At 37.8% G+C, this 19,230-nt stretch carries 12 protein-coding genes; 9 read left to right on the forward strand and 3 right to left on the reverse strand.

Translation table 11 applies throughout. From position 1 onward, the window contains the following. Positions 1-11: 11 nt before the first annotated feature. Complete coding sequence (glgB, locus tag ACERJO_RS08585) at positions 12-1,919, reverse strand: 1,4-alpha-glucan branching protein GlgB (RefSeq protein WP_373647225.1); 1,908 nt, start codon at positions 1,917-1,919, stop codon at positions 12-14. A 423-nt stretch (positions 1,920-2,342) separates the two neighbouring features. Between glgB and pulA the strand changes: the two genes are divergently transcribed. From pulA to ACERJO_RS08615, 6 genes are all read left to right on the forward strand, one after another. Continuing rightward, entirely contained in the window at positions 2,343-4,442 is a 2,100-nt protein-coding gene (gene pulA / locus ACERJO_RS08590) for a type I pullulanase (protein ID WP_373647226.1), read from the forward strand. A 1,042-nt stretch (positions 4,443-5,484) separates the two neighbouring features. After that, positions 5,485-8,055: a rhamnogalacturonan lyase family protein gene (locus tag ACERJO_RS08595; protein ID WP_373647227.1), complete on the forward strand. Its 2,571-nt coding sequence runs from the start codon at positions 5,485-5,487 to the stop codon at positions 8,053-8,055. A gap of 482 nt (positions 8,056-8,537) precedes the next feature. Further along, positions 8,538-10,823, forward strand: a complete 2,286-nt coding sequence (locus tag ACERJO_RS08600; RefSeq protein ID WP_247104384.1) for a putative bifunctional diguanylate cyclase/phosphodiesterase — start codon at positions 8,538-8,540, stop codon at positions 10,821-10,823. Then, positions 10,795-12,558 (forward strand): thiamine pyrophosphate-binding protein, encoded by a 1,764-nt coding sequence (locus tag ACERJO_RS08605; protein WP_373647228.1) that lies wholly within the window; start codon positions 10,795-10,797, stop codon positions 12,556-12,558. The genes ACERJO_RS08600 and ACERJO_RS08605 overlap by 29 nt, the downstream gene beginning before the upstream one ends. A 13-nt stretch (positions 12,559-12,571) precedes the next feature. After that, a complete protein-coding gene (locus ACERJO_RS08610; RefSeq protein WP_373647229.1) occupies positions 12,572-12,964 on the forward strand; it encodes a carboxymuconolactone decarboxylase family protein in 393 nt (130 codons plus the stop codon). A 160-nt stretch (positions 12,965-13,124) separates the two neighbouring features. Continuing rightward, positions 13,125-13,484, forward strand: a complete 360-nt coding sequence (locus ACERJO_RS08615; protein WP_247104381.1) for a toprim domain-containing protein — start codon at positions 13,125-13,127, stop codon at positions 13,482-13,484. A gap of 42 nt (positions 13,485-13,526) precedes the next feature. Here ACERJO_RS08615 and ACERJO_RS08620 read toward each other — a convergent pair whose 3' ends face one another. After that, positions 13,527-14,516 (reverse strand): glycoside hydrolase family 43 protein, encoded by a 990-nt coding sequence (locus tag ACERJO_RS08620; RefSeq protein WP_373647230.1) that lies wholly within the window; start codon positions 14,514-14,516, stop codon positions 13,527-13,529. A gap of 333 nt (positions 14,517-14,849) precedes the next feature. Continuing rightward, the gene (locus tag ACERJO_RS08625; protein WP_373647231.1) at positions 14,850-15,731 is read right to left on the reverse strand and encodes a helix-turn-helix transcriptional regulator; all 882 of its coding nucleotides are present in this window, start codon (positions 15,729-15,731) and stop codon (positions 14,850-14,852) included. Between the two features lie 224 nt (positions 15,732-15,955). Between ACERJO_RS08625 and ACERJO_RS08630 the strand changes: the two genes are divergently transcribed. The 3 genes from ACERJO_RS08630 to ACERJO_RS08640 all read left to right on the forward strand — a co-directional run bounded on the left by ACERJO_RS08630 (position 15,956) and on the right by ACERJO_RS08640 (position 19,203). Then, on the forward strand, positions 15,956-17,293 hold the full coding sequence (locus ACERJO_RS08630) for an ABC transporter substrate-binding protein (RefSeq protein ID WP_247104378.1): 1,338 nt from the start codon (positions 15,956-15,958) through the stop codon (positions 17,291-17,293). Positions 17,294-17,502: 209 nt separating this feature from the next. Beyond that, positions 17,503-18,360: a carbohydrate ABC transporter permease gene (locus ACERJO_RS08635; protein WP_247104509.1), complete on the forward strand. Its 858-nt coding sequence runs from the start codon at positions 17,503-17,505 to the stop codon at positions 18,358-18,360. Next, on the forward strand, positions 18,361-19,203 hold the full coding sequence (locus tag ACERJO_RS08640) for a carbohydrate ABC transporter permease (RefSeq protein ID WP_373647232.1): 843 nt from the start codon (positions 18,361-18,363) through the stop codon (positions 19,201-19,203). The last annotated feature ends 27 nt before the right edge of the window (positions 19,204-19,230 follow it).

The following is a 19,230-nucleotide window of genomic DNA, read 5'->3' on the forward strand; positions in this document are numbered from 1 at the left end:
CAATATCCTCCTCAAGTACTGACTCCCTTAGATGGTGTTGAAAAAACAGATATGGCTAATGGTGGAATTTTGATTTTGATATGTTGGTTATGACCATGCCACTTCTCAGGGAAGCTGAAATAACGACCAACATTTAATTGATTAGATCCTCCATATTTATCCGCATCTGAATTGAACACCTCTTTATATGTACCTGGGTATGGTACACCGATCTTATAGTCATAATAGACATTCGGGGTGAAATTACAAACAATAATAAGCTCTTCATTAGAAAAATCACCTCGCCTCAAAAAGACTATGATACTTTGATCGATATTATGAGGGTCAATCCAATCAAATCCGTGCACTTCGTGATCACATTCGTATAGAGAGGGTTCGTGCTTATAAAAATGGTTTAGGTCCTTTACGAAATCGAACATCGCTTTATGCAATGGATAGTCGAGTAAATGCCAATCAAGTTGCTCCTTGTCTTTCCATTCAGAGTAAAGGCCTAGCTCTCCACCCATGAATAGTAGCTTCTTACCTGGATGTGTCATCATATAGCCGTATAACAATCTAAGGTTTGCGAATTGTTGCCATTGGTCACCAGGCATTTTGTTCAATAATGATTTCTTTCCATGTACAACTTCATCGTGCGAAAGAGGAAGAAGAAAATTCTCTGAGTACGTGTACATAATTGGGAATGTTAAGCATTGATGATGCCATTTTCGATAAACAGGGTCACACTCCATAAAGTCAAGCGTGTCATTCATCCAGCCCATGTTCCATTTGAAATTGAATCCGAGTCCACCAGAATAAGTGGGGCTTGTTATAAGTGGAATATCTGTACTGTCTTCTGCCATCATCAAGGTGTGAGGTTTATAGTCGAAAACGACTTCATTTAACTTTCTTAAAAAAGCAGCTGCTTCAAGATTTTCTTCTCCACCATAGCTGTTGTACAATTTCTCTTCTTCATCGTAATTGTCAAAGTTTAAGTAGAGCATGCTGGCAACGGCATCGACTCTAAGTCCATCAATATGAAATTCCTTTAACCAAAAGAGAGCGTTTGATATTAAAAAGCTTTGTACTTCTGGTCTGCCAAAATCAAAAGTAAGTGTCCCCCAATTCCGTTTCTCAGCTTTACGTGGATCGGCATATTCGTAGGTTGGGGTTCCATCAAATAGGCGTAAGCCATGATCATCTTTACAAAAGTGCCCCGGTACCCAGTCTAAAATGACACCAATCTCATTTAAGTGGCATTCATTTATAAAGTATTTCAAATCATTAGGATGACCATAGCGTGATGTGACAGAATAATAGCCTGTTTGTTGGTATCCCCAAGACAAATCAAATGGATGTTCACCAAGTGGAAGTAGCTCGATATGGGTGTAGCCGAGAGATTTCACATAAGGAATTAATTCTTTTGCAAGCTCTTTATAGCTGTAAAGTGTACCATCTGCATGTGTTCTCCAAGATCCTATATGGACTTCATAAATATTAATCGGCTTTTTTAAAGGATTGGTTTCTTCTTGTAATAGTCTCCACTGTTTATCATCCCATTGAAATGTTGAATCAGTTGTCAAAATCGAAGCTGTCGCAGGTCTAACCTCAGATTGAAACGCATACGGGTCTGCTTTTAAAAATGGAATATCTGATTCTGAGAGTATTTCATACTTGTATGAAGAACCAGCAGGAATAGAAGGGAAAAAACGATGCCACAGTCCTTGATTAGAAATTTTTTCAAGCTTGAAATGAGAACCTTCCCATTTGTTAAAATCACCGACTACCCTTACTTCCGAGGCGTTTGGAGCCCAAACGGTGAAAAAATATCCTTTTTTAAAATCAACTGTAGCTGGATGTGATCCAAGAAATTGGTAACTTAAGTAATGTGTACCTTGGTGAAATAAGTAGATGTCATGTTCCGTGATGAACTCGTTCATGAAGCAAGAATCTCCTTTCATAGACGAATGTTTACGATTTTTATGGGTTTTTTACAATTTAATATGAATCTTGAAAGAAAATGATACGTAGTCGTAGTTGTTTATTGTAGGTATTGTTATGATGAGACTAGAGGTGACAAGCTTGTTTTCAAGTTGATATGAATACATTATAAAGGAAGTTGAAAGAAATGTAAGAAAAAGTGTTAGACAATTTAACGCAGGAATTTAGGGGGTTGTGTCCATTTATGACGAACAAATTATTGAGAAATAGCACTAAATAAAATGATTAAAAATTGAAACAATGTCCAAAATGAAAATAGAAATCTAATCCACTTAATGATGAATTTTGAGAATGAATAACATTAATGAAGTTTTATGAATAACGTAATGTGAGATAAATAAATAAGAAAAGAGGAGTGTCCAGTGTCTTCTACGATCGCTTGGTTAGATGATGTTCATGATTTGAGACTAACGTCAGAAGGGTTAGAGGAGCTATCATTTAATACCCCTCTTCTTATAAAAGGGAAGAAGCAAAATTTCTCTGTGCAATTTGTCGGTATAGAAGGAGAGTACACAGCAAAATTTCATGTGGAAGAACCCCTTCCATTAGGAGAAGAACTATCCCTATACATCGAAGGAAAGCGTTTTCGAATCTATCCTAGAAAAATTATTAGAACGGATTGGTTTGAGCAAAATTATACGAACATTAACATTGATTTAGGAGCAATATGCACGAAAGATGAGACTAAATTTAGATTATGGGCACCGACAGCTACATCAGTTAAGTTATATATAAATAATAATATGATGTCACTAAAAAAATATGAAAATGGCATTTGGCAAGAAGAGATTCAAGGAGACATGCATGGGATGCCTTATGAATATGAGCTTGTCGTGAATGGAGAAGTGGTTCGGGCTATTGATCCATACACTAAGGCATTACTTGCTAATAGCGAAAAAGGAGTGGTTGTAGATCTAAAAAGGTTAAAAGGATCAACTAAAGTAGAGAGAAACTGTCACGAAATAGCAGTATTGAATGATGCGATCATTTATGAGATTCACGTTCGGGATGCGACGATTTCTGAAAAGAGTGGAGTTAGGGAAAAGGGCAAATTCATTGGATTAACAGAAACAAAAACAACTACCCCAAACGGATTCTCGACAGGAATATCATATATAAAGGATTTAGGAATCACACATGTGCAATTACTACCAATTAACGATTTTGCTCGGGTGAATGAGCTTGAACCAGAAGAGAGCTATAACTGGGGGTATGACCCATTATTTTTTCAAGTACCCGAAGGTAGCTATTCAACCGATGTTCAAAATCCGATTACTCGACTGGAAGAATGTAAAGAAATGATCTCATCTTTTCATAAGGAAGGATTGGGTGTGATTGTAGATGTCGTCTTTAATCATGTATACATTCGAGAAGAATCCTCATTTGAAAAGATCGTTCCAGGTTATTACTTTAGGTATGATGATAATGGAGAGGTTAGTAATGGAACAGGTGTTGGAAATGATTTTGCAACAGAACGAATAATGGCAAGGAAATTCATATTAGATTCTATTGAATATTGGCTTCAAGAATATCAAGTTGATGGTTTTCGTTTTGATTTAATGGGAGCAATGGATGTAGAAACGATAAAGGCGATTGAAAAAAGGTGTCAAAAAGAAGAGCGCCCGATTCTTTTACTTGGAGAAGGCTGGGATTTACCTACTGCATTACGATACGAATTGAAAACAACACCTGATAAAGCCAAGCAACTACGAAAGGTTGGTTTTTTTAATGATTTATTCCGAGATTCGTTAAAAGGTCAACTATTCAGTGATCAAGATCAAGGCTATGTGAATGGAGAAGGCATTTTTGTAGAAAGGCTACCACACCTTATAACAGGTTCTGTTTTAGAAGAGTATGGAATACCATTTGTTTCAGAGCCGAGTCAATCTATTAATTATGTTGAATGTCATGACAATCATACACTTTGGGACCGTCTCGCAAATACTAATCCCATACACAATGAAGAAACACGAAAACGAATGCACCAATTGGCAACTGGAATCACACTTCTAAGCCAAGGAATCCCATTTCTCCATGCAGGTCAGGAATGGTTCCGTACAAAGCATGGTGATGAAAATAGCTATATATCAGGAGACAAAGTAAATAAGCTTGATTGGGAAAAAAGAGAGGTAGAAGCCGAAAATATAGAATTTATACGAAGGTTAATGACAATAAGAAAAAAATATCCTGTTTTTCGTTTACGTTCGAAGGAACAAATACGCAAACAAATTCATTTTTTGAAAGTGAAATCGCCTATTTTAGGATATATTCTATTAGATGTAAATACAGATTTAGTCGTATTTGTGAATCCGACTGATCAAAAGCACCGTTTGCGTTTGCCTTCTTCAGCATCATGGGAAGTAATAGCATCGAATGATAATCAGGATGATGTCATTTATAAAGGCGAATTTGCAATGATTAAGCCATTTGAGCTATGTGTATTGGAAAAATCACGATTGTAAGAGTGTGAAATATAAATAGTTCTTTACAAAACACGAAGAGGTTGGGACTGAAACAAAATTGCCCCACCTCCTTCGTGTTTTATGATTCTACAAACGTTTAATCAGCATAATAAAGTGAGTTGAAATTTGGATAAGACTAATAATGAAGATTCTCAGGAGGAAAGTAATGCATATTTCCCTTATTAGACATGGGGAATCATACATTAACGAAAAGGTAAGGTAAATAGCGATCAATTTTCTGAATGGATTAAAAAAAATGATCTAGCAAGTGTTAAAAGAGAGGGAGATTCCCCTCCAGCACTTTGGAGGAGGTTGGTCATGCTAAGTAATTATAACTAGCATTCTCTTACGTTCGATTCAATTTGCGAACTTGTTAACGATGGATCGAAGCTATTACTCTGATTCACTATATCGTGAAGTAGAGATGCCAATATTTCCGTGGAAATGGAAATAGTTAAAAATAAAGACGAAGTTGTGATCTGTTCTTATGAGAATTTGTTGGTTTTTTGAGTATTCAAAAGAATGGGGATGTTGTTTTAATTGGTCATGTTTTTTTATCGTTTTGTTGGTAAGGAATTAGTGAAAAGAGGGTGGAGTGGTTCCAGTAAGCCAAGTTCAATCCCTGGAATTGTACATCTTATAACTGTAAACTTAAGAAATGAACAAAGTGAGTGATTCGTGTATAGTGGAATAAATAAATATGAAGTTAGAAACGCTTTTACTTCTCGAAGCTGTATTTAAATAGTCTAGATGAACTACTATTACTCAATCGATATAGGTGTAATAAACTAGGATAATTTTGATTAAAATAAGACTTGTTTGACCTGTAATGTTTTTGTTGTTTATTAATAGTTTTTGAACATTTTTAGTATATCGTTTCACTTCACATCTTTGTATAATGTACACACTTCTTAGATTACACATTAATAAATTGTAAGCGTTTTAAAGGAGGCACAGTTCATATTGCGTTTTAGAATCCATACTGAGCCAAACGTGTAATGAAAAAGAAGGAGTATGATAGAAAAGGAGTCTTGCCATTTTTATGTTATTTTCAATGTTTTCTAGTGTAGGATCAAGTACTTCAGCTGAAAGTAATGAAGGTGTGAATGATTTAGAAGTGACTCATATAACGGATCATTCGGTCACTTTGAAGTGGTCTGCTTATCATAAAGCTGATGAATATGCTATTTATTGGGCAAATAAAGATACTGAAAACATGCAGTATCAACGTGTCGATACGGTAATGAGCACATCTTATCTATTTGAACGTTCCACACATGTGCCACATTACTTTAAAGTAGCTGCTGTTGTTGGCGAAGAAGAAGTCGCTACTTCTCATACGGTACGATCAGAAATAAAAAAGCAATTTTCAGTTCAATTAGAAGATTTAGATCGTGGTTTAGTAGCAGCCTCAACCTCAGAAGGAGTGTTTCTAAGCTGGCGCCTGCTAGCGGATGAAGTGACAGGTTATTCTGACTTTGGCTTGAGAGGTACTAATTTTCATGTGTATCGTGACGGTGAAAGGATGGCTACTGTTACAAATAGTACAAATTATTTAGATAAAGAAGGAACGGATTCTTCACAATATTATGTGAGCGCTGTTGTTGATGGAGAAGAAATTGGTGATGTAAGTGAAGTGGTCACACCTTGGGAACACTCTTATTATGATATACCATTGCAAAAGCCAGAGGACGGTGTGACACCTGATGGGGAGACGTATACGTATTCAGCGAACGATATGAGTGTTGGTGACGTAGATGGTGACGGTCAGTATGAGTATATTGTTAAATGGGACCCTTCTAATTCCAAGGATGTGTCTCAAGTTGGCTACACAGGCAATACGTATATTGATACGTACAAGCTCGATGGAACGCTTTTGTACAGAATTGATCTAGGTGTTAATATTCGTTCAGGTGCTCATTACACTCAATTTCTCGTGTATGACTTTGATGGGAACGGAAAAGCAGAACTAATGTTCAAGACAGCCCCAGGAACGAAAGTTATTCACTATGATGAGGGCGGTAACGTGGTCTCTGAAGAATACATTTCGATACCACAAGGTGATATAGATGCTGGATATAGTCATGAGGATGATTACCGTTTTAGTTCTGAAGATTATTATGAACATGTTGTTGAAATGTTCTTAGGTTGGCATGACCATGACGAAGTTATAGCTGGAAATTGGCCAGCTACTTTAGAAGAAAGTTTTGGGATAGACATTCAATATGAATATCCACTATCGCGTGAGGATGCGGAAGCATTAACAGACTACTTTATGGATGTTTATGCGCCGAGTCGAAGTGAGCGTAATGATTTACGGAATTTTGAAGGGTTTGTTGTAACAGGCCCTGAGTATTTGTCCGTGTTTGCTGGTGATACAGGTGCTGAGTTAGAAACGATTCGTTATGAACCTGGACGTGGCGATGATGGTTTATTATGGGGTGATTATGCTTATCCGCACATTGAACCTGGCAATCGTGTTGATCGATTTAATGCTGGGGTTGCTTACTTAGATGGAGAACGACCATCGGCTTTCTTTAATCGAGGTTATTATACTCGTGCTGTGTTTGCGGCATATAACTGGAATGGCCACCATTTAGAAAAATTATGGATTGCAGATAGTGGTCATGTCGCAATGGAGAACCCATTTAAAAGTGCGCCACATGGTGGGCCAGGTGCAAATGATCCTTTTGCGAGATTAGCTGGTCAAGGTAATCATGCCATTAGTGTGGCGGATGTTGATGGTGATGGTAAGCATGAAATCATTCACGGTGGTGCAACTTTAGACCATGACGGATCATTGTTATACAGTTCAATGGATGACTTGCCAGAAGAAAGTGGCGCTCCCGGTGATTATGTCATTTTGGGACATGGCGATGCTCTACATGTCGCAGATGTAATCCCTGATCGGCCGGGATTGGAAATCTATTCAGTGTTTGAAGGAGGTCCTTGGGCTCCTTATGGCTATGCGCTTAGAAGTGCCGAAGACGGAGAGGTCCTTTATGGTGAGCACACTGGAGATGACACGGGTCGTGGCATGATAGGTGATGTTGTTCGCGGTGAGAGGGGACTTGAAACATGGTCTGTTGATCTTCGAACAGCTGATGGACGTGTCTTAAGTACGAGCCGTCCAGGGACGAATATGAATATTAAATGGGCTGGAGATATGTCTACGCAAATTGTCAATGGCTCTGGAAATCATACTCCTACCATTGATGACTGGGAAGTTGGACGTATGCTGATAGCTGATGGGACATTGACGAATAACGGTACAAAAGGCACTCCTTCCTTAGTTGCTGATGTCTTTGGAGATTGGCGTGAAGAGTTGCTCGTACGGACGGCGGATAGTACTGCTATTCGGATTTATATGAATACTGAAGTAACTGACCGGAAGCTTTATACGTTAATGCATGATAGTCAATACCGTACGGGAATTGCTTGGCAAAATTCAAGTTACAATCAACCTTCTTATCCAAGCTTCTACTTTGCATCAGATATCGATTGGGGATATGTCCCGATTCCTAATTTCTATGGTGATATAGAGTATATGGAAGAGGAAGGACCTGATTTAGATAAATCAAGGCTTGAAAGCAAGGATGAGGACTTCGTATAGGAGCTGGCAGAAGCATTAGCATGATGATCAGTCACATCCTCAAACCGTAACTAATCTATTTAATGTTTGATTATTGGGTTAATAGTCCTGAAAGCGGGCTTTAGTTTATTATTTGCATGTAAGCGATTTGTGAGATAACAGTGATTATGAAATGAACGTAATAGGGTCGTGCTTAGTTGGTGCCTTAAGAGGTTTGTTGGAACCTTGTAAAGGCACCTTCTTTTAGCATGATAACGGGGCATCAAAGAAGGTAGCTTTTGTAGCGATATAACGTACCTAGTAAATGAATAAGTCTTTTTGCTTATGACAGAAAAAAAACTAGTTAAATAGATGGATGTTTATTAAATTTATGGGATTTAAAGGTATTTATATGTATAATGATATGTAAATAGAAAGAATAAACATCTATCTCATACTTTACTAGACTGATAAAGCTTTCTTGCAGTATTTAAGCTAGTCCTAACTGAAGGGAATGAAAGGTAATGAGTGTACACAAGGATCCCCCATACATTCGTATCTCAAAGCATTACTGTCAGCAAGCAGGGATGAATCCAAATGATGTGAAGCAACCAAATATTGTCATGACAAGTGAAGAATTAATGGAAAAGAGAGAAGAATACAATGAAATACTAGAAGTTGTAAGTTTCTTTTCATATAAATTGTTAAAGGCACTTGAAGGGACACCTATATTGCTTGTTATGTCAGACAAGGATGGATTCATCTTAGATATTGTTGGGGACGAGTCGATTAAAGAAATGGTCACAAAGCTTGGTATTTGTTTGGGAGCCCAATTTACTGAGGAAGAAATGGGTACAAATGTCATTAGTTTAGCTTTAAAGCATCGACATCCAATTCAATTAATTGGTGATGATCACTATTATCGCTTTTTACATGATACAGCATGCTATGGTGTTTCGTTTCATTATACGGACATTGATAATCTTTTAGGAAGCCTCTCCATAATGACAACGACAGAGCAACAAAATCCACTGTTCTTGAATATGCTATCCAATGTTGTCGACTCCATTGAAAGAGAATTACTTCTACGAAAGCAAAATCGAAAGCTCAATATTTTAAATCAAATTATGTTAAGAAGAACGAGAAACGCCATTATCATTACGAATGAAGATGGGACAGTAACTGAATTTAATCAGTTTGCTGAAACGATATCGGGAAATAATCGCGATGATATAATTGGACGGAATATTCTTGATTCCTCTATACTCGGATTGTACTTTGAAAAAGTAATTGAAGATGAACATGTCTTTAAAGACGTGGAGTTGAAATTTACAAATCAAAAAGGCGAGGACATTGTTGCCCTGTTTGATGCTCAACCGATATATGATCATAAAAATGCTAAGATGATAGGATCATTTGCCCAACTTCGTGATATAACCGAACGCTACATGATGGAAGAGAAATACAATTATTTAGCCTATCATGATGAATTAACGGGCCTTCCGAATCGTCGTTACTTTCATACGGAGGTTAGAACGACACTCGAAGAAAAAAATCGAGATGAAGAAATTGCTCTTCTCTTAATTGATTTAGATCGATTCAAATCGATTAATGATACATTTGGCCATAGTAATGGTGATAAATTACTTATTTCTGTAACTGAACGAGTGAAGCGTTGCTTACGGCAAGAGGATATGTTAGCGAGAATAAGTGGTGATGAATTTATCGTCCTGCTTAAAAATATAGGAGGTGAGGATGAAGCAAAAAAAGTAGCTAGTCGTATTATAGAAGAGTTTCAACAACCATTTATTATTAATCATTTTCATTTTCACACAACAGCAAGTATTGGAATAGCTTTATACCCGAAAGAAAATATTGATATTGAAGATTTTATGGTACAGGTCGATCTAGCTATGTATCAAGCGAAGGCGCATGGTAAGAATGGTTATGTTTTTTATAAAAATGATATGCATCAAGATGCAAGTGATGAATTCTCACTTGAAAACCATTTAAGAAAGGCACTTGAACAAAATGAGTTTGAATTGTTCTATCAAGCGCAAATCAATAGTCAAACAGGTGAAGTGATAGGTGTTGAGGCGTTATTACGTTGGAATCACCCTGAACTAGGAATGATTTTGCCGAATATTTTTATCCCATTAGCTGAGAAAATCGGATTGATTGTTCCAATCGGCGAGTGGGTCATTATGGAAGCTTGCAGGCAAAATAAAATGTGGCAAGAAAATGGTCTTCCTTATATGAAAGTGAGTGTGAATTTATCAACACAGCAATTTTTAAAGCAAAACCTAGTTGATGTCGTTCAACAAGTATTGCAATCAACACAATTAAATCCACAATTTCTAGAGCTTGAAATTACTGAATCGATGGCTATGGATTATAAATATGCTCGTAAAGTTATTGATCAATTGAGAGGTTTAGGAGTAGCTGTTAGTATTGATGATTTTGGTACTGGATACAGTTCGTTAAAAAACTTGAAGTGCTTCGCGATCAATCGTATTAAAATCGATAAGTGCTTTGTTATGAATGTTCTTCATAATCAAAATGATGAACAAATTGTTAGCGCGATTATAGCTATGGCTCATGGATTAGGGGTGAATGTCGTTGCTGAAGGTGTCGAAAATGAGGAACAGCTTCATTATCTACACTCTCAGGAATGCTATAACATACAAGGTTATTATTTTATGAAACCACTACCTGCCTATGAATTCACAGATCAATATCCACAATTGGTAGAGGAATTCAAAAAGAAAAAGGAGATTATTCATGAAAAAAGTAGCCACTATTTTAGCTGAGCAGTTTAGGAGTTGGGGAGTCTCACATGTTTTTGGTATTCCAGGGAAAGCAGTCGTTCCACTAGCAGTTGAGATTGATAAAGCGGGCTTATCATTTGTCGCAAGCAGACATGAATGTGGAGCAGGGTATGAAGCTACTGGATTTTCATTACTTAGTGAGAAGTTGGGTGTAGCAGTTGGAACGTCTGGTCCAGGTGGAACGAATTTAATTACAGCAGCGGGACAAGCTATGGCGTCTCATATTCCGCTACTCATTATTACGGGGCATCCTTCTATGAGTGATACGGGTAAGGCCTTAGGGCAAGATTCTACAGCATTTGGTACAGATGTTGTAGAAATGTTTAAGCCTGTAACTAAGTTTAGTGCAAGAATTGAACGCTCAGACTTAGTTGAATCGTATGTAAGACATGCATTAGAAAAAGCATTTATTGGTATAAAAGGCCCTGTTCACTTATCGATTCCAGCCGACGTACTGCTTGCTGAGATCGAATCATTTCAACTAGACCTTCCAAAGGAACAGCATGTGATATCACCGAATTTAGAAGAGGTGATAGATCTATTAGAACAAGCCGAACGGCCACTCTTATTTTTAGGTAAAGGTGTTCATTCAAGTAAGGCATATGAAGAAGTTCAAGTATTTGCTGAAACTTGGAATATTCCCGTTATAACTACACCAGGAGGTAAAGGATCCTTTGTCAGCCAGCATTCCTTGTCATTAGGTGCGTTTGGATTAGGTGGTCATGAACAAGCCCATAGCTATTTGGAGGAAGGCGTTGATGTGATGGTTGTTATGGGGACCAAATTAAGTGATATGTCAGTGGCTGGATTATCAGAAGAACATTTTCCAGAAAAAGTGATTCAATTTGATTACGATCCAATGTTTGTTGGGAAAACCATTACAGTGCCAACTTTATTTATTTATGGAGATCTTAAAATGAATGTGGCCACATTACTGCAAAAGAAAGGAATTGAAGTGTTACAAAGGCAGGAGATTGTAGGGGTCGAGAGTGTAGAGCATTTGGGGTATCGCAAGCTTGAGCTGCATGATTTTCCGTTTAGTGATGAGTGGCAAAGGTCCGCAGTACAAACAAAGGAAGAACATTTCTTCCATGAGGATGCAGCATCTGAAGAAAGTGGGCAAGCTCTTGCATTAAAGGAACGAGAGCAGGAGTTTATGTCGTCAGCCCATGCCCTTACGATTTTGGACAACTATTTACCTGCAAACACGATTATGTTCGGTGATGCTGGTAGCCACTCATTTTATGCGATTAAGCACTATGGAATTAAAAAACATGGGACGTTCTTCTTTGATGATGTTTTTGGAGCAATGGGTCATGCGATTGGCTATTCGATCGGTGCTAAGCTAGCTGCACCTGAAGTTCCCATTGTTTGTTTAACTGGAGATGGCTGCTTTATGATGCATGGAACGGAGCTTTCGACAGCTGTAAATGCTGGCTCAAATGTACTGTTTATTATTTTAAATAATGAAGGGTTGGACATGGTTGATAAAGGGATGAAGGCTCATGTTGGGAGGTCTGTTGGGACAATGCTTGACCATCCGGTTGATATCCAACAATTTGCTCATTCTTTTGGGGCAAATGCATACAAATGTCGCACAGAAGAAGAGTTAACATTTGCTTTAAATCAAGTTATTACGGCTGAGTTTAGTGAACCGAATGTGATTGAAGTGATAGTGGATACAAATGAAATCCCGCCAACGATGAGAAGGGGCTAAAGGAGTGAGTGGTGTGAGTATACGAGATGAAAGCTATGAAAAAGGGATGGATATATTAAGACAGATTAGAGGCGAGCAAGGGATAGATCAAGTTCAACGCTTTCAAAGTATTCATCCTGCTTTTGAGGAAATGATGATGTCATTTGGGTATGGTGAGGTTTGGTCGCGAACAGAGCTTGATCATAAACAACGAGCGCTCATCACATTGTCGTCACTTGTGACACAAGGAATTCCAGAAGCATTAAGGTTTCATGTTCATACTGCTATTCATGTAGGTGTGACACCGAAAGAGATTTTAGAGCTTGTTTTACATTGTGCCGCGTATGCTGGTTTTCCGAAATCAGTGGCTGCTTTTCCAGTTATATTAGAAGTCTTTGAAGAAATTGGTGTGGAAGTAGAATGGTGACAAGTTAAAGGTTTACAAGGGGGCTCAAGCTTTTGGGCGCCCTTTCTTACATTAAATAGTAGTCATAGGAAGCTTTATATAACATCCTTGTTTATCAATTCATAAGAAACGTTTATACTAAAGATGTAGAAATTACTTCAGACATAGGGAATGAAGTCGTATGGTAGAGAAGGTCTTAATTGTAGAAGGTACCAATGATCGTAAGCGAGTGAAAAAGGTGTTACATGAAAAGGTTACGATTATTTGTACACATGGTACATTAAGTAACGAGAAGCTTGAGGAATTCATTTTACCAATAGAGAATGAAGATGTGTATGTTTTAGTTGATGCGGATGATTCAGGGGATAAGATTCGGAAGCAATTGAAGCGTGAATTACCGAATGCTGTTCATCTTTATACGATAAGAGAATATGGTCAAGTTGAAACGACACCCCTTGACTATTTAGCACAAATACTGAGAGCCCACTTTCAAGTGAAAGAAAAGGTGGAAAAGAAGTTTACAAGTAGGAGCCTCGAATGAAAGTCGTACCCTTTCATTCGAGGTTCTCATTCATACATACTTTTATGATTGCTTATACGGATCAATGGTTTGAATGGTTCCGTCTTCGTTGTAATGGAGCTCAGTAAATTTGACAGAGCGTTTATGATTGACGCCATCAGACAACGAACAGTCATGATAGAATAAATACCACTTATTATTAAATTCGACGATTGAATGATGAGTCGTCCAACCAATGACAGGATTTAAAATCGTTCCTTTGAACTCAAAAGGCCCCTCTGGACTTTTGCTTATTGCGTAAACAATTTTATGAGTCGTTCCTGTTGAATAGGATAAATAATAATAGTCATTATACTTATGAATCCAAGGGCCTTCGAAGTAACGTCGGTCCTCATCACCTGCTACAATAGGCTTTCCATCTTCATCGACAATTGAAATTTCTTTAGGTTCTGTCTTAAATGAAAGCATGTCCTCGCTTAATTCGGCAACGCGTGGTCCAATTGCTGGTTGATCTATTGCGGGGCCTTCTTCTACATGTGGAAGGAAGGTTCCTGTTTGCCACTTTTCTAATTGGCCTCCCCACAAACCACCGAAGTAACAGTATGCTCGATTATCTTGATCAACAAATACAGCAGGATCGATACTATAGCTTCCTTCAATGTAATTCTCTTCAGGCTTAAATGGTCCCGTTGGTGATTGGCTTGTTGCGACACCAATTCGAAAAACTCCATCATGATCTCGAGCTGGGAAGTAAAAATAGTATGTTCCATTTTTGTAAGCAGCATCAGGAGCCCACATTTGCTTTGATGCCCATGGAACATCACGAACATGAAGCGCTTCACCGTGATCTTCAACAGGGCCGTCAATCGATTTCATTGATAAAACGTGATAATCCTCCATGCGGTATTGGTCACCATTATCATTATCTGGCCCATCATGATCGAGGTCATGCGAAGGATAAATGTACAATTTACCATCAAATACATGGGCAGATGGGTCTGCTGTGTACAAATGAGTTACAATTGGTTCATTTTGATGTGCTTTTTTCGTCACTGCACGTCTCTCCTATCGATTAAGAAGTTTATACAGTGCCTAATTATAAGGAGGGTGTAACACAATGTAAACGGTTAAACTATAGATTTTATCTAAAAAAGAATAGATGGAAACGAGTAACGTATGAGACCACTGAAATGTTATGAAAACTTTTTCAGTGGCCACCCTGAATTGAATATATAAGTAGAAAGAGCCAAGCTAGGTTTTAAAAATAGACTTAAACATCGTAATCATGAAACGTGGAATATATAAGAGGGCGTCAAGTAACCATCCTAACCATGTTGAGATAAGGACATCTTTGTCTTGTTTTTTTCTCATCATTGTGCTCCTTCCCTACTCTTCAAATGAAAGGTTAATCGGTTCATGGTTTACTTGTGAAGTATAATCAATATTTGTGGTCGGGGTTCGGTTATCAACAATACTAAGCGATAGACTATCCATCCATAATTGACCTTTACCAGATAGAAGAGCTCCAAAAGAAATGATCCCACTATCTTGAGGAACTTCTAATACAATTGAATGATGATTCCAATCACAGTCCGTTGTAATGGGACGATCTGCCATGTTATCAAATTGCAATATGTCTCCGTAGGTACTGTCTACTCTCATCCAAAAACCACAGAAACCTTCAATATCCTTTGCCTTTAAAAATCCAGAAAATTTCAATCGCTTATTTCGATAATGGTCAGCTTTCACTTGCTGCATAATGGTCGCGAATTCGTGCTCTGACTCTGTTGAAATTGATTTTAATGTGGCTGAGCGTCTACCTTGATGAAAGACTTCTTCGTCTATATCGATTTTGAAGTGAAACGGGTGACTTCCACTTAAAAACCAACCTTTTATTTTTTGTGGCTCCATTGAGGTATTCTCCTTTTTTTGTAATTTTAATTTTGACATGAGCTTTCGATATTGTCCAGGTGGCAGGTGATAGGCTTTTTTAAAGGATCGAGTAAAGGATTCCTGTGATTCAAAGCGAAAATAAAAGGCGATATCAATAATTTTCTCGTCAGACTGTAATAAAAGATGAGCTGCATTTGCAAGTCGACGAGATCGTACATAGTCCATGACAGATTGCCCGATTTCCTTATAAAAAAGACGATGAAAATGATATTTAGAAAAGCCAGCATGTTTAGCAATGGACTCTAGAGAAAGTCGCTCATGTAAGTTGTTTTCGATGAATGCGATGATTTGTTTACTGATTGTATAATGGTTCATCATGACCTCCTGTATGATTAATGTACCATAATGTACCGTTTGATTTTTGACCTGTATTGCTTTATGAATTGAAGTATCTGTATAAAAATTGTGTTGAAAAACGTCAAGAGTAAAAGAATTGATGAAAAAAGATGAGTTTTTTTATAACTTACCTAACTTTTCTTCATTTTAATGTAAGCGATTACAAAATAGAATAGAAGTATCACAAGAAAGGGGGAAATATGATGAAGAAGCTCATGTATGTGTTTGGAATCTGTTTGTTTTTACTATTGATTGCAGCTTGTAATTCACAAAGTGAAGAGGCTGATGCACCGTCAACAGGAGGGGAAGAGGAAATACCTAATGAAGAGGTACAAACAAATGGTGATGAGGAAGAAATTGAACTAAGGATTACTTGGTGGGGCGGACAAGAGAGACATGATCGTACGTTGAAGGTCATTGAGTTGTATGAAGAACAGAATCCGCATGTCACGATTGTACCCGAATATTCTGGGTTTGATGGGTATTTTGATAAGCTTTCAACACAGCTTGCAGCAGGAAATGCACCTGATATTGTTCAGTATGGAGGTAATTTAAACGACTTCGTTGCTCGTGGTACAGTACTTCCACTAGATGATTATGTTGGAAATGAGCTTGATTTAAGTCAGCATGATCAAAGTATGATTGACGCTGCTACATTTGATGGACAGTTTTATGGAGTAACATTGGGGACGAATGCAAGAGGAGTTCTGTTAAATAAAACGTTATTCGATGAAGCTGGTGTAGCGCTTCCGAGTGAAGATTGGTCATGGGAAGATTTTCATGAGATTGCTAATGAGTTATCAGCAGCGTTGGATGGTATTTATGGGACGGCTGACTTTGAAGAGGATGGGTTTGGAACCTTTTTAGCACAACGGGATAAATGGACATATTTAGATGGTGAGATTGGTTTTGAATCACAAGATGTAAAGGATTGGTTTTCACTTTGGAAGGAGTTAAGAGAAGCTGGAGGTGCTGCAATTCCAGAGGTTCAAGTAACAGCGACTCAGACACCAGAACAGTCATTAATTGTGCAACGTACCGTAGCAATGGAAGCGATTGCGAGTAATCAGCTAGGGGCCTATCAAGGTGCCACTGAAGATGAGTTGATCTTATTTATTAATCCTTACAATAGTGAATCAGGCCAGAATGGAGTAGGGCTAAGGCCAAGTCAATTTTTAGCAGGTACAAATACGACCGATCACCCGGAAGAGGTGGCTAAGTTTTTAGGTTTCTTTGTCAATGATTTAGAGGCAACTGAAATTCTCGGGAATGATCGTGGAGCACCGGTCAATGCCGAAGTTCGTGACTCTCTCTTAGATTCAGGGGATGTCGTAGATCAAGAAATATTTGCTTATATTGACTGGGTTAGCTCAACATCGGATGCACCATATATTCCGAATTTACCTGGCTACAACGAGAATACTCAACTTTTTCAAGAGACAGCTGAGCGAATCTACTTTGAACAATCGACTGTTGAAGAGGCTTCAGAAAATTACTTCAATGAATTAATAGCTAATATTGAACGGTATTCGGAAGAATAATAGAATGATCGAGTGGCTCAGGTTCAATCTAATAATGAGAGTGAAGTGGAGCCACTCTCAACATGTAATAAAGAAATTTGAATTCGTTTAAAAAATAGAGAGTAGGAGGGATCGTTGTGGAGAACCCTACGGAAAAGATAAATCCGATTATCCAAATAAAAGCAGTAACGAAACAAAAACGAGATCGAAAGCATAGCTTCATTGCATATATGTTTTTATTACCATGGCTAATTGGCTTTTTCGGATTAGTATTAGGCCCGATGATTAGTTCATTGTACTTGTCATTTACTCGCTTCGACTTAATGAATCCACCGCGATGGATTGGTCTAGCCAATTATCAAAATCTCTTTCAAGATCAACGTTTTTGGGATTCTGTGCAAGTGACAGCTACGTTTGTGATTATTGCTGTCCCAACCCAGCTAATAGCTGCTTTGTTAGTAGCTATTTTGTTGAATCGTAGTATGAAAGGGATTGGCATTTATCGAACCGTTTATTATATTCCTTCGTTATTAGGAGGAAGTGTTGCGATAGCTTTATTATGGAAAAATATTTTTGGCATTGATGGTTTAGTGAATCAAGTACTTGCTTTTTTAAATATTACGGGAAAGGGTTGGGTTGCTCACCCGGACTTTGCATTAGGAACATTAATCATTTTAGCAACGTGGCAGTTCGGTGCCTCGATGGTGATCTTTCTTGCGGGCTTGAAGCAAATTCCGTCCGAGCTTTATGAAGCAGCATCGGTTGATGGAGCGAACAATATAAGTAAGTTTTTTAAGATTACATTACCACTGTTAACTCCTGTATTGTTCTTTAACTTAGTCATTGAGCTCATTAAATCGATTCAAGTATTCACCTCCTCCTACATTATTAGTGAAGGGACAGGTGGGCCAATTAACTCGACTTTGTTCTACACACTGTATTTATATCAAAAAGGGTTTTCTCATTTTGAAATGGGATACGCTTCAGCAATGGCTTGGATTCTAGTTATGGTACTAGGAACATTGACTGCGTTTATCTTTATCTCATCTAAATATTGGGTCTACTATGAGGATGGAGGGAAATCATAAATGAGGAGAAAAGTTAGTGGAAAGCGAATCGTCGTTCATATATTTATCATTTCCTTCGGTCTTCTTATGCTCTATCCTGTTTTATGGATGATTTCAAGCTCGTTAAAGCCAGAGTATTTAATTTTCTCATCACCAGGGCTATGGCCGACAGAAATAACGCTCGATAATTATTTAAATGGTTGGAATGTTGTAAGAGATGTGACCTTTGGCTCCTTTTTCAAAAATTCCTTCTTAATTAGTTCAATTAGCGTCATTGCGAATATTGTTACGTGTTCAATGGCAGCATACGCCTTTGCTCGTTTGAAATTCCCGTTAAAGAAGCTGTTGTTTGCATGTATGCTGATGACCATTATGCTACCGGCTCACGTTACATTAGTACCGCAATATACGATCTTTCATCAGCTTGATTGGATTAATACAATCTTACCATTAACAGTACCAAAGCTATTAGCAACGGATGCTTTCTTTATCTTTTTAATGGTGCAGTTCTTCCGAGGAATTCCTCGTGAATTAGATGAAAGTGCAACGATGGATGGATGTGGTATCATTCAAATTTATTTTCGAATTATCATTCCACTAGCGTTGCCTGTGTTAATTACAACAGCGATCTTTACCTTTATTTGGACATGGGATGATTTCTTTAGTCAAATTCTTTATTTAAATACGATTGATCAATTTACGGTGCCCTTAGGCCTACGTCTTTTCTTAGATTCACAAGGACAATCCTCTTGGGGGGCAGTGTTTGCGATGTCTGTTCTTTCTTTAATACCTATTTCTACGGTCTTCTTTATCTTTCAAAAGTATATTGTTGAAGGGATTGCGACAACAGGTCTGAAAGGGTAGAATGCAAGAAAGCGTTTTCTTTGCTAA

The sequence above is a fragment of the Halalkalibacter sp. AB-rgal2 genome (assembly GCF_041821005.1).
In the GTDB taxonomy this organism is placed as follows: domain Bacteria; phylum Bacillota; class Bacilli; order Bacillales; family Bacillaceae_D; genus Halalkalibacter.

Coding starts and splice junctions, on each gene's coding strand:
- ACERJO_RS08635 (WP_247104509.1), top strand. CDS start 17,503: ATGTTTTTATTACCATGGCTAATTGGCTTTTTCGGATTAGTATTAGGC.
- ACERJO_RS08615 (WP_247104381.1), top strand. CDS start 13,125: ATGGTAGAGAAGGTCTTAATTGTAGAAGGTACCAATGATCGTAAGCGA.
- ACERJO_RS08630 (WP_247104378.1), top strand. CDS start 15,956: ATGAAGAAGCTCATGTATGTGTTTGGAATCTGTTTGTTTTTACTATTG.
- glgB (WP_373647225.1), bottom strand. CDS start 1,919: ATGAACGAGTTCATCACGGAACATGACATCTACTTATTTCACCAAGGT.
- ACERJO_RS08595 (WP_373647227.1), top strand. CDS start 5,485: ATGTTATTTTCAATGTTTTCTAGTGTAGGATCAAGTACTTCAGCTGAA.
- ACERJO_RS08640 (WP_373647232.1), top strand. CDS start 18,361: ATGAGGAGAAAAGTTAGTGGAAAGCGAATCGTCGTTCATATATTTATC.
- ACERJO_RS08600 (WP_247104384.1), top strand. CDS start 8,538: ATGAGTGTACACAAGGATCCCCCATACATTCGTATCTCAAAGCATTAC.
- ACERJO_RS08625 (WP_373647231.1), bottom strand. CDS start 15,731: ATGAACCATTATACAATCAGTAAACAAATCATCGCATTCATCGAAAAC.
- ACERJO_RS08605 (WP_373647228.1), top strand. CDS start 10,795: ATGAAAAAAGTAGCCACTATTTTAGCTGAGCAGTTTAGGAGTTGGGGA.